The organism is Phenylobacterium aquaticum, assembly GCF_947378715.1.
GTDB lineage: Bacteria > Pseudomonadota > Alphaproteobacteria > Caulobacterales > Caulobacteraceae > Phenylobacterium > Phenylobacterium aquaticum_A.
In genome coordinates this window covers 1-11,449 of sequence record NZ_CANCLE010000132.1, presented here as the reverse complement: position 1 = coordinate 11,449, position 11,449 = coordinate 1, and the positions used below count along the sequence as shown (strand labels likewise).

The 11,449-nt window shown below is 66.9% G+C and carries 13 protein-coding genes; 8 read left to right on the top strand and 5 right to left on the bottom strand.

The genetic code is table 11. The features are described from left to right. A partial coding sequence (locus Q7P21_RS15535; protein WP_304177781.1) for an aldehyde dehydrogenase family protein occupies window positions 1-264 on the top strand: 264 nt, incomplete at its 5' end. Between the two features lie 240 nt (window positions 265-504). Next, complete coding sequence (locus Q7P21_RS15530; RefSeq protein WP_304170558.1) at window positions 505-684, top strand: hypothetical protein; 180 nt, start codon at window positions 505-507, stop codon at window positions 682-684. 6 nt (window positions 685-690) lie between these two features. Here the strand turns inward: Q7P21_RS15530 and Q7P21_RS15525 are convergent, their stop codons facing one another. Continuing rightward, window positions 691-1,707 (bottom strand): NADP-dependent oxidoreductase, encoded by a 1,017-nt coding sequence (locus Q7P21_RS15525; protein ID WP_304177779.1) that lies wholly within the window; start codon window positions 1,705-1,707, stop codon window positions 691-693. A 407-nt stretch (window positions 1,708-2,114) separates the two neighbouring features. Between Q7P21_RS15525 and Q7P21_RS15520 the strand changes: the two genes are divergently transcribed. Both Q7P21_RS15520 and Q7P21_RS15515 read left to right on the top strand, forming a co-directional pair. Beyond that, window positions 2,115-3,434: an aromatic ring-hydroxylating dioxygenase subunit alpha gene (locus Q7P21_RS15520; protein WP_304170566.1), complete on the top strand. Its 1,320-nt coding sequence runs from the start codon at window positions 2,115-2,117 to the stop codon at window positions 3,432-3,434. 31 nt (window positions 3,435-3,465) lie between these two features. Then, window positions 3,466-4,581, top strand: a complete 1,116-nt coding sequence (locus Q7P21_RS15515; protein WP_304170568.1) for an acetoin dehydrogenase dihydrolipoyllysine-residue acetyltransferase subunit — start codon at window positions 3,466-3,468, stop codon at window positions 4,579-4,581. A 63-nt stretch (window positions 4,582-4,644) separates the two neighbouring features. Here the strand turns inward: Q7P21_RS15515 and Q7P21_RS15510 are convergent, their stop codons facing one another. Both Q7P21_RS15510 and Q7P21_RS15505 read right to left on the bottom strand, forming a co-directional pair. Beyond that, on the bottom strand, window positions 4,645-5,322 hold the full coding sequence (locus tag Q7P21_RS15510) for a TetR/AcrR family transcriptional regulator (protein WP_304170569.1): 678 nt from the start codon (window positions 5,320-5,322) through the stop codon (window positions 4,645-4,647). Window positions 5,323-5,403: 81 nt separating this feature from the next. Further along, complete coding sequence (locus Q7P21_RS15505) at window positions 5,404-6,609, bottom strand: acyl-CoA dehydrogenase family protein (RefSeq protein ID WP_304170570.1); 1,206 nt, start codon at window positions 6,607-6,609, stop codon at window positions 5,404-5,406. Window positions 6,610-6,751: 142 nt separating this feature from the next. Here Q7P21_RS15505 and Q7P21_RS15500 point away from each other — a divergent pair, with 142 nt between their 5' ends. Genes Q7P21_RS15500 through Q7P21_RS15490 form a run of 3 tightly spaced genes read left to right on the top strand, consistent with a single transcriptional unit; the run spans window position 6,752 to window position 8,602 of the window. After that, window positions 6,752-7,513 carry an SDR family NAD(P)-dependent oxidoreductase gene (locus Q7P21_RS15500; protein WP_304170572.1) on the top strand — a complete coding sequence of 254 codons (762 nt, stop codon included), beginning with the start codon at window positions 6,752-6,754 and terminating at the stop codon, window positions 7,511-7,513. A 10-nt stretch (window positions 7,514-7,523) separates the two neighbouring features. Next, window positions 7,524-8,297: a ThuA domain-containing protein gene (locus tag Q7P21_RS15495; RefSeq protein WP_304170574.1), complete on the top strand. Its 774-nt coding sequence runs from the start codon at window positions 7,524-7,526 to the stop codon at window positions 8,295-8,297. Further along, window positions 8,294-8,602 (top strand): NIPSNAP family protein, encoded by a 309-nt coding sequence (locus Q7P21_RS15490; RefSeq protein ID WP_304170576.1) that lies wholly within the window; start codon window positions 8,294-8,296, stop codon window positions 8,600-8,602. The genes Q7P21_RS15495 and Q7P21_RS15490 overlap by 4 nt, the downstream gene beginning before the upstream one ends. 32 nt (window positions 8,603-8,634) lie before the next feature. Here the strand turns inward: Q7P21_RS15490 and Q7P21_RS15485 are convergent, their stop codons facing one another. Both Q7P21_RS15485 and Q7P21_RS15480 read right to left on the bottom strand, forming a co-directional pair. Continuing rightward, window positions 8,635-9,912, bottom strand: a complete 1,278-nt coding sequence (locus tag Q7P21_RS15485; RefSeq protein WP_304177777.1) for a cytochrome P450 — start codon at window positions 9,910-9,912, stop codon at window positions 8,635-8,637. A gap of 14 nt (window positions 9,913-9,926) precedes the next feature. Beyond that, window positions 9,927-10,694, bottom strand: a complete 768-nt coding sequence (locus tag Q7P21_RS15480; protein ID WP_304177775.1) for an SDR family oxidoreductase — start codon at window positions 10,692-10,694, stop codon at window positions 9,927-9,929. Between the two features lie 224 nt (window positions 10,695-10,918). Between Q7P21_RS15480 and Q7P21_RS15475 the strand changes: the two genes are divergently transcribed. After that, a partial coding sequence (locus tag Q7P21_RS15475) for a Plug domain-containing protein (protein WP_304177773.1) occupies window positions 10,919-11,449 on the top strand: 531 nt, incomplete at its 3' end.

The window sequence follows — 11,449 nt, the reverse complement described above, 5'->3', positions numbered from 1 at the left end:
GGCGTGGCCATCTTCACCCGCAACGGCCGCGCCGCCCGCGAGTTCGCGGCCCGGGTCAATGTCGGCATGGTCGGCATCAATGTGCCGATCCCGGTGCCGGTGGCCTATCACTCCTTCGGCGGCTGGAAGCGCTCGGCCTTCGGCGACGCCAACCAGCACGGCATGGAGGGCGTCCGCTTCTACACCAAGGTCAAGACCGTCACCGCAAGATGGCCCGAGGGCGACGTCACAGACGCATCCTTCGTCATCCCCACGATGTCGTGATCTCCAACCCGGCGCGGAGGGAATCCGCCTTCCTCCATCGAGGGATACGCGCCGGCCGCTAGAGCGCGTCAGGGCTAAGTGGAAACCGGCTAGCCCGTCCGACGCGCTCTAAATATTTGAATTAGAGCCTTTTGCTCAGTTCAGATGAGTCCATCTGAACCGAAGAGGCTCTGGCCGCCCGGACGACCCGAACCGTCCGGGCGGCGCTTTCACTCCTTTGGACCGCCCGAGGTGTCTGAGATGTCGAAGCCCCACAACGACCTGACCGCGCGCCTGCTGGATCTGCCGGTCGGCAAGTCGGCCGTCGCCAGCGTGCGGCGGCCCGACGCCTATCTGCGCACGGTCCGCCGCCACCGGCCCGAGACCCGCTGGCAGGTGGAGTCCATCGACTGCCGCTGGGTCATCACCCGGCTGGCGTAGCTGAACTCAGGGCTCTGGCGAGACCCGAACCATCAGCTTGCCGTCATGGGCGCCGCTGAACAGCAGCTTCACCGCCTCGGCGGCGTTCTCCAGCCCCTCGACCACATGGGCCTTCCACTTCAGCTGGCCCGACATCACCAGGGGCGCGAGCTCGGCGAAGGCCTCGCCGGCCCGGGGCAGGTAGTCGATGATGATGAAGCCCTTGATCATCAGCCGCCGCATCAGGATGCCGGCGAAGTCGTCCAGGCCAGGCGCCGGGCCTTCGGCGTTATAGGTCGAGATCATGCCGCACAGGGCGACGCGGCCGAAGTTGTTCATGCGGCTGACCACGGCGTTCATGATCGCCCCGCCGACATTCTCGAAATCGCAGTCGATCCCGTTGGGCGCCAGGCGGTCCAGGGCCGAGCCGACGTCCTCGTTCTTGTAGTCGATGGCGGCGTCGAACCCGAGGTCGTCCACCAGCCACCGGCACTTCTCCGCCCCGCCGGCAATGCCGATCACCCGGCAGCCCCGGGCCTTGGCCAGCTGGCCGGCGATGGAGCCGACCGCGCCGGCGGCGGCCGAGACCACCACCGTCTCGCCCGGCTGTGGCTTGCAGATATCGACCATGCCGAACCAGGCGGTCAGGCCGGTCGCCCCCAGCACGCTCATATAGGCGGTGAGCGGCACGCCCGGGATCGCCGGCACGGGGGAGAGGGCGTCCTCGTGGGTCAGCAGGTAGTCCTGCCAGCCGCCCAGGCCGGTATTGACCACCGCGCCGACCGGATAGCGCTCCGAGCGGGATTGTTCGACTACGCCTATGCCGCCGCCGCGCACCACGTCACCCACTTCGATCGGGGGCAGATACTGGTCCTGGTCGCTCATCCAGATGCGGTTGGTGGGGTCCAGCGACAGATAGACCGTGCGGACCAGCACCTCCTTGTCGGCGAGCGCGCGGACCGGAGTCGAGACCAGTTCCAGGTCGCCGGGCTTGATGTCGCCTACGGGGCGATGGCGCAGAATCCACTGGCGATTGGTGGTCATGGTGCGTGTCCAGCCCTGTCCGTCGAGGTCGCGAATCCGCCCCGAACGGGCCGGCAGGCTAGAACATTTCCCGAAAAGTGTGACGCACTTTTCGGATCAAGAAATGCTCTAACTTTTTGATTTAGAGCCCTTCTCTTCCAGTTTGGTTGAGTCAACCAAACTGGAAGGGCTCTCGCAGGGCGCACAAAACCAACAAGCCTGGCGGTTTTGTCGGGGCGGCTGACGTCGGGGCCGCAAAGGCCGGCGCGATAACCGTCACAGAAAAAAACAATCAAGCTTGTTGGTTTTAGACTCCGCTGCTAGCCTGCTTGAAAGACGACGTGTTGGAGGACACGCATATGGCTCATGACGATGCTGGCGCTGCCGCGGGTACGGCCCGCTGTCCGGGTGAAAGCTGGGACGACCTCATGGAGGCGGACGCTGTCACGCCGCCGGAGTTCCTGAAGGCCGAGGCCTACGAATACATGGGCTCGGCGCCCCTGGCCGCCGACCGCTACACCAGCCCCGCCTTCTTCCAGCGCGAGCTGGCCGCCATGTGGCCCAATGTCTGGCAGTTCGCCGCCCGCGAGGAGGAGATGCCCGATGTCGGTGACGTGGTGGTCTATGAGAACGCCGGGCGGTCCTATCTGGTCACCCGCCAGGACGATGGTTCGGTTCGCGCCTTCCACAATGTCTGCCTGCACCGGGGCCGCAAGCTGCGGCTCGAGTCGGGCTGGTCGAAGGAGTTCAAGTGCCCGTTCCATGGGTTCAACTGGAACACCGACGGTTCGCTGAAGGAGATCCCCTGCCGCTGGGACTTCGGCCATCTGCCGGATGAGAAGATGAGCCTGCCGGAGGCCCAGGTCGGGCGTTGGGGCGGCTATATCTTCATCAAAGAGGCGCCGGGCGGCCAGACCCTGGAGGAGTATCTCGCGCCTCTGCCGGACCATTTCCAGCGCTGGCGGCACGAGGAATGCTCGACCGTCATCTGGGTCGGCAAGGTGATCAAGGCCAACTGGAAGGCCGTCGCCGAGGCCTTCATGGAAGCCTGGCATTCGGTGATCACCCACCCGCAGATCCTGCCGTTCACCGGCGACGCCAACACCCGCTACAATGTCTATGGCGACCATGTGAACGTGGCGCTGACACCCTTTGCGGTGATGTCGCCCCACCTGGACAAGTCGGCCCACCCGCAGCAGTGGATCATCGACGAGTTCCTGAAATACAACGGCCGGGCCGGGGGTTCGGACCTGGCGGTGCAGGTGCCGGAGGGGGTTTCGGCCCGCAAGGCCATGGCCGCCACCAACCGTGATCGCTACGCCGAACAGACCGGCTACGATCATAGCCACGCCTCCGACGCCGAGCTGCTCGACGCCTTCACCTACAACGTCTTCCCGAACTTCGCCCCCTGGGGCGGGTTCATGCCCAATATCGTCTATCGCTGGCGGCCCTGGCCGGACCAGGACGCGACCCTGATGGAGGTGCGAATCCTGTCACGCACGCCCAAGGGCCAGCCCATGCCGCGCGGCGTCGACCTGCACATGCTGACCGAGGAGGAGCCTTGGGCTGCGGCCGTGGAGCTTGGCGCGCTCGGCGGCATCTTCGACCAGGACATGGCCAACCTGCCCTTCGTGCAGGAGGGGCTGAAGGTGTCGAAGAACAACGAGGTGCAGCTGGGCGACTATCAGGAAATCCGCATCCGGCACTTCCACCGCACCCTCGACAAATACCTCGCCAAGTTCGGCTGAGCCGACGCATTTCCCGGATTCAAGGTGACTCATGGCTGAGATGATCCCCGTTCGCATGCCCAAATGGGGCCTCTCCATGCAGGAGGGCGCCATCACCCATTGGTGGAAGGCCGAGGGCGAACGGCTGGTGGAGGGCGAGGACCTCGTCGATATCGAGACCTCCAAGATCAACAATGTCTGCGAGGCGCCGACCGCCGGCGTACTGCGCCGGATCGTCGCCCAGGAGGGCGAGACCCTGCCGGTCGGCGCCCTGATGGCCGTGGTCGCCGATCCCGCCGTCAGCGACGCAGAGCTGGACGCCTTCATCGCCGACTTCCAGGCCAACTTCACGCCGGAGGACGAGGATGGCGACGCGGTCAGCGCCCTGGCGCTGAGCCAGGTCGATATCGGCGGCCGCACGATCCGGATCGGACGGGCGGGGGAGGGCGGGGCCGTCCCCATCGTGCTGATCCACGGCTATTCCGGCGACCTCAACAACTGGCTGTTCAATCTGGAAGCGCTTTCCGCACGGGGCCCGGTGGTGGCGGTCGACCTGCCCGGCCATGGCGGCTCCTCCAAGGCGGTGGGCGACGGCGGCCTGACCAGCCTGGCCGAGGCGGTGGTCGCGGCGCTTGAGGTGTCCGGCGTCACCAAGGCCCATCTGGTCGGCCACTCCCTCGGAGCGGCGGTGGCCGCGCGCATCGCCGCCGACCGTCCGGACCTGGCCCAGAGCCTGATCCTGATCGCCCCGGCCAGCCTGCCGGGCACGGCGGTCTCGGAGGCCTTCCTCACCGGGGTGATCGAAGCCCAGCGGGCCCGTGACCTGAAACCCTGGATGGAGATGCTGGTCGCTGATCCGGCCATGGTCACCAAGGACATGGTCGAGGACGTGCTGAAGTTCACCCGCATGGACGGGGTGGAGGATGCGCTCAGCCTGATCCGCGACCGGCTGGTCGGCGGGCAGGACGCGGCGGACCTGCGCGAGGACCTGGCGGACATTCCCAAGGCGCTGGTGATCGCCAGCCATCGGGATCAGATCGTCGGCGCGCCGGACGAAGCCGCCCTGCCGCCGGGCTTCCGCGTGGTCTGGATGGACGACGCCGGCCACATGCCGCACCTGGAGAAGGCCGGCGAGGTCAACGCCCTGATCATCGAGGCGGTGGGCTAGAGCCCTTTCCGATCCGGTTGAGCCAATCGGATCGGACTAAAAGGGCTCTAATTCAAAAATGCCCTAGGCCTTGCCGGTGATCCGGCCCTGCAGGTCGACCTTCCCGCCACGCAGCTGCAGCAGGGTGTTGGAGATGAAGGTGCGGAAGATCACCCGGCGCTTGGCGTCGTCCCAGATCTCGCGATTGAGCAGCAGGCCCTCCATGGCCGCGATGCAGTAGTCCATGGCCAGCTCATAGGCGCTGGGGTCGCTGGCCCATTCGGGGAACACCTTCAGCACCACGTCGCGCTCGACCTGGTCGTAGCGGCGGGCCTTGGGCAGGAAGATCTCGCTGAGCTCGGCGTCGGTGCGCGAAGCCACCAGCAGTTCGAGATAGGCCGACCACTCCCGCGTCTGCAGGCTTTCCCAATAGAGCTCGATGCCGACCTGCTCCTGGACGCGCTCGACCTCGGTGAGGTTGGCGATGGAGGCGGTGAACAGCTCGATGCGCTTGTAGAAGGTGTAGTCGATCAGAGCCGCCACCAGTTCCTGCTTGGTGGCGTAGTGGTGCAGCATGGCCCCGCGGGAGATGTCGGCCATCTGGGCGATCATCTGGGTCGTGGTCCGCGCATAGCCGTGCTTCTCGAGGCAGTCGACCGCCGCCTCCAGGATCGCCACCCGGGTCTGGGCGCTCTTGCGCTGCTGCCAGCCCTGGCCGTCGGCGGCCAGGCCCTCGGGCTCCAGCTGCTGGGGAATGGACATCTCGCCCCCCTCTGCCTTGGCTGACTTCCGCACCGACTTGACCATAACAAACCGACTCGCTGGTTTTTCCTGAGCGGCTCTCTACAACCCAAGCGCGGCGCGGGCCAGGATGTTGCGCTGCACCTCGCTCGATCCGCCATAGATCGTCGAGGCCCGCGTATTGAAGTAGCGCGCCACGGGGGCGGCTGCATAGTCGGGGCCCATCGGCGCGGCGTTGGCCCCCAGACCCAGCGCCGGGCGCTGGTCCGGCGCGGCGTAGGCGCCCAGGGCCTCGACCGCCAGTTCCGTGGCCTTTTGCATGGTTTCGGTGCCCTTGAGCTTGAGCAGCGAGGCGCTGGAATCCCCGGCCGCGCCGCCCGCCGAGAGCTTGGAAATCACCATGCGCTCGGTGGCCTCCACCGCCGCCAGCTCGATCTCCAGCTCGATCACCTTGCGCCGGAACGCGGGGTCCTGGATCAAGCTCAGGCCCGTATCGGCCCTCTCCGCCGCCGCCATATGCCGCACCTTGGCCATCAGTCCCTTCACCCGGGGCGAGAACACCCCGCCTCGCTCGAATTCCAGCAGATATTTGGCCACAGTCCAGCCCTGGTTCTCCTCGCCCACCCGGTTCGCCACCGGAATGCGCACCCCGTCGAAGAAGGTCTGATTGACCTCGTGCTCGCCGGAGATGGTGATGATCGGGGCGACGCTGATCCCGGGGGTGTCCATGGGGGCCAGCAGGAAGGTGATGCCGGCCTGGGGCTTGCCCTCGGTCGAGGTGCGCACCAGCAGGAAGATCCAGTTGGCGAAGTGGGCGTGGGTCGTCCACAGCTTGGTCCCGTCCACCACATAGTGGTCGCCGTCGCGGACCGCGCGGCACTGCAGAGCGGCGAGGTCAGAGCCCGCGCCGGGCTCTGAATAGCCCTGGCACCAATAGCTTTCGCCAGAGAGGATGCGGGGCAGGTGATAGGCCTTCTGGGCCTCGGTCCCGTGGCCCATCAGCATGGGCCCGCACATCTGCAGCCCCATGGCCGGCAGGGCGGGAGCGCCGGCCTCGGCGCATTCACTTTCGAAGATGTAGCGTTGCACGGGGCTGAACTCCGCACCGCCATGGGCCTTGGGCCAGGCCGGCGCGACCCAGCCCTTCTCGAAGAGGATGCGATGCCAGCGGCGGTTCAGATCGCCCTCGGCGAACACGCCCGCCTGGCGGCCGGCGGCGGCGCGCAGCTCGGGGGTGAATTCCTCGTCCAGGAAACGGCGAACCTCGTCCTGAAATTCAAGGTCTCGCGGTGACAGGGCGATGTGCATCCCGGCGTCCTCCCGGACCGTCGCGCCAAGCCGTTCGGATGCAGCTTTCCTGTGGACGGTCTCGAACACGAGTCTATAGTCGGGTCAGAAAAAAACAAGCATGACGGCTTTTTATAAGTCGTCGATCCGCAGGGAGGACATCATGGATCTGGGTCTCAAGGGTATGAAGGCCGTGCTGGCGGGCGCCAGCAAGGGCATAGGGCGGGCCACGGCCGAGGCTCTGGCCGCCGAGGGCGTCGACGTGGCGATCTGCGCCCGGGGCCAGGAGGGGGTCGACGCGGCGGTCGCGGCGCTGAAGGCCAAGGGCGTCAAGGCGATCGGCGAAAGCGTCGACATGGCCGATGGCGAGGCCTACCGGGCCTGGGTGGCCCGCGCGGCGGAGGGCCTGGGCGGCTGCGACATCTTCATCTCCTTCGCCTCGGCCGGCGGCGGTCCGGCCACCGAGGACAGCTGGAAGAAGACCTTCGACCTCGACCTGCTGGCCACCTATCGCGGGGTCGAGGCGGCCTTGCCCTATCTGGAAAAATCCAAGGCCGGCTCGATCGTGACCATCTCCTCCACGGCCGCCCTGGAGGATTTCTTCGGACCCCAGGCCTACAACGCCATGAAGGCGGCGGTGATCAACTACGCCTCGGCCATGGCCCAGGCCCTGGCCCCCAAGGGCGTTCGCGTCAACACGGTCTCGCCCGGCCCGGTATTCGTGAACGGTGGGTCCTGGGACATGATCAAGACCCACATGACCGCCCTCTACGACCAGACCAAGGCCAATGTGCCGATGGGCCGGCTGGGCGATCCGGATGAGGTGGCCCGCGCCATCGCCTTCGTGGCCTCGCCCGCCTGCGCCTTCATGACCGGGGCCAATCTGGTCATCGATGGCGGCATCACCAAGCGCGTCCAGTACTGAGGTCGCGGCCATGAGCGACGACATCAAGAAGCGGATCAACGCCGTGCTGGTGGCCGGCGGCAAGTATCACGACATCGACCATCCCCGGCTCGAGATCCTGCGGCTGCTGGCCGAGGACGAGCGTATCCGGGTGCGGGTGTTCGAGGACTATTCGAACATCGAGGCGATCACGGCGGCCGACTTCCTGATCACCTATACCTGCGACGTGATCCCCTCCCTGCCGCAGCAGGAAGCGCTGAGGGCCTTCGTCGAGGGGGGCGGTCGCTGGTACGCCTTGCACGGCACCAACTCGATCCTGCGGTTCCTGGCTGACGGCCGGGTCGACAGCCCCCGCTGGGCCCCGCACTTCATGGAGACCCTGGGCTCCATGTTCATCGCCCACCCGCCGATCGCCCCCTACCGGGTGACGGTGGCCGATCCGGACCATCCGCTGGTCCAGGGGGTCGAGCCCTTCGAGGCGACCGACGAACACTATCTGGTCGAGACCTATGGCGAGCTGCATGTGCTGCTGGAGACCGAGTTCGGCGGCGAGGCGACGGGCTTCGTCGAGGACCAGTGGCCCCAGGCCAAGCACCCGGTCTTCTATCTGAAGCCGACCGGGCAGGGGGCGGTGCTCTATCTCACCCTCGGTCACTGTCGGGGTCACTACGACATGATCGATGTGAAGCTGGACTATTATCCGGTGGTCGAGCGCGGCGCCTGGGACCTGCCGGTGTTCCACGACCTGCTGCGCCGGGGAATCGCCTGGGCCAAGTCGCCGGCCCTGGAAGGCGTCGCGCCATGAGCGTCTATCTGCATGTCACCCTGGAGCTGACGGGGGCGGGAACCGCGAGGTTCGTGGAGGTGATGGGCGAGGCGGTCCCGATCCTGGAATCCCACGGCTGGAAACTGTTCGCCGCCTTCCTGCAGCGGACCGGGCGGCTGAACACCGCCATCGACATCTGGGAGCTGGAGGACTTCGATCACTTCGATCGCGGCATCCAGGCCCTGGTCGGCCATCCGCGCTTCGCCGTCATCAAGCAGGGGCTGGACGAGGCCGTGCAGAAGGAGACCGTGGTCTTCGCGACCAAGGCCCCCTTCGCGCACTGATTGGGTCGCGCTGATCAGCCCGACCCGGCCGGTCAGGCCGGGTCGAAGGCGATGTGCAGTTCCAGCACCCCGCGCAACAGCACATTGGGGCTGTAGCGGAAGCTGTTGCGGCCGTCCTGGAACCGCAGGGTCTTCAGCCGCTCCAGCAGGATGGGGAAGGCGATCCCCATCTCCTTGCGGGCCAGGGGCGCGCCGATGCAGGTGTGGATGCCGGCCCCGAAGGCCAGGTGGCTGCGGGCGTTCTCGCGGGCCACATCGAAGCGGTCAGGGTCGGGGAAGTGGCCGCCGTCGCGATTGGCCGAGCCATAGCGGACCAGGATCATCTCGCCCCGCTTGACGGGAACCCCGCCGATCTCGGCGTCGCGGGTCGCGATGCGCCACATGTTGTTGGTCGGTGAGAGGAACCTCAGGGTCTCTTCGATGAAGCCCGGGATCAGCTCAGGGTCGGCCAGCACCCGGGCCATCTGGTCGGGATGGCTGATCAGGTAGTAGAGGCCGGCGGTCAGCGAATGGGCCGTGGTCTCGTTGCCGGCCACCAGCAGCTGCTGCAGGATCGAGAGCAACTCGCCATGGTCCATCTTGCGCGGGTCGCCCTCCTCGGAGAGATCGGCGTGGACCAGGTCGGAGATGATGTCGTCGGTGGGCTGGCGGCGCTTGGCCTCGATGATGTCGACGAAATAGTGCTGGAACTCGACGATCTTGGCTGCGGCCTCCAGGCGGGCGGCCTTGTCCGACACCCCGCCCAACTGCACGATGAAGGCCTCGGACCACGCATGGAAGCGGTCCATGTCCTGGCGCGGCGCCCCCAGGCTGTCGGCGATCACGGTCATGGGCAGGTGGTTGGCGAAGGCCGACTTGAACTCGCATTGGCCGTCGCGCACGAAGCCGTCGATCAGGTCGTGGGTCACCCGCGCCACATAGTCGGCCATCAGCTCGACGCGCTTGTAGGTGAAGGCCTTGGCCGACAGCTTGCGATAGCGGGTGTGGGCGGGCGGATCGGCGGTCAGCATGGTGGGGGTCACCTGCCAGCCCTGGGCCAGGATCGCGGCCTCGTCCGCATCCACCCCGCCGGTCGATCCGGACTGCAGCTGGGCGGCGAAGTCGTTGGAGAACACCAGCGGCTGGCGGTTCACCTCATTGATCAGCTCATAGGTCGAGACCGAGACGATGCCGGTGTTCGGGTCGCGATAGACCGGGGCCTCGGCCCTCAGGCGGGCGAAATAGGGATAGGGGTCCTGCAGCAGCTCCGGATCGAAGGCGTTGATCTCGTGCAGCGGACAGCGGGCGATGTCGGGCGCGTTCAGGGTCATGGCGGTGGGCTCCCTCAGGCCAGGTAGCCGCCGTCGACCGCAAGGTCGGCGCCGGTGGTGAAGCTGGCGTCGTCGGAGGCCAGGAAGGCGATCGCCGCCGCCGCCTCGTCGGGCCGTCCCAGGCGCTTCATGGGGTGGACTGACGCGAACCCGTCGATCACCCCCTCGCGCGTGCCGCCGGCCGCGACGCCCGCGGCGATATAGCCGTCGACCATCTCGGTATGAATGGCCCCTGGCAGGATGGCGTTGACCCGGATGTCATAGCCCTGCTCGGCGCAGTGCAGGGCCACGGCGCGGGTCAGCAGCCTCACCCCGCCCTTGGACGCCGCATAGGCGGTGAACAGGCCTCCGGCCCGGACGCCCAGGGTCGAGCCGACATTGACGATGGCCCCGCCCCGGCCGGCCTTCAGGGCCTCGACCCCGTATTTGCAGCCGAGGAATGTGCCGTCGAGATTGATCGCCAGGGTGCGGCGGAAGCCTTCGAGGGTCTCGTCCTCGATGGTCGCGGGGATCGAGACGCCGGCGGAATTGACCACGGTGGTCAGGGCGCCGAACCGGGCGTGGGCCGCAGTGATCGCCGCCGTCCAGTCGGCCTCCGAGGTGACGTCAAGCTTCACGAACAGGGCCGCTTCGCCCAGGGCCGTCGCCAGGGCCTGACCCTTGTCGGCCTGCAGGTCACCCAGCACGACCCGTGCGCCGGCCTCCACGAATCGCCGGGCGCTCGCTGCGCCGATCCCGCTCGCGCCGCCGGTGATGAGGGCGACCTTACCATCTAGCCGCATGGGCTGAGTTCCTTCCCGCGTTTCGTCCCACCGCAGCTTTCTTGTGGGCCAAGGCCCCGCCGTCGGTTCGCAGCCTCAAAATAAACCGGTGATCTTGCTTATAACAAGCAGTCTTGACTTTTTTCTTCGACGGGTCGAACCATGGCGCATCGCCGGGACGTGGCGAAGAGGAACACCTGAGATGTTCCGGCCTGTCCCACCACGGCGACGAGGGAGGATAATCCATGAAACGCTTCACCGGGGGGGGCGCGCTGCGCCCGCTGATCGCGTCTATCGGCGTCTACGCCCTTATGGGTCTGGTCACGCCGGCCGCCGCTGCGGAGGCGGCGTCGACCTCCGTCGCCGCAGATGACGGCAACACCATCGAACCCATCATCGTCACGGCCCGCCGTCGCTCTGAATCCATCCAGACCACGCCGCTGTCGGTGACGGCGATTTCGCCGACCCAGCTGCAAGCCGCAGCCGCGCCGGACATCCGCGACCTGGCCGGCCGCGCGCCCAGCCTGGTCATCGACCAGGTCAATGCCGGCCCCTCCGCGGCCGCCATCTCGATCCGTGGCATCAGCTTCGAGGACATCGAGAAGTCCTTCGATCCGGCGGTCGGGGTGCTGATCGACGACGTCTATATCGGCACCAATACCGGCCAGCTGACAGACGCCTTCGACCTGCAGTCGGTCCAGGTTCTGCGCGGACCTCAGGGCACCCTGTTCGGCCGCAACACCATCGGCGGGGTGATAGCGGTGCCGCGCACCCGG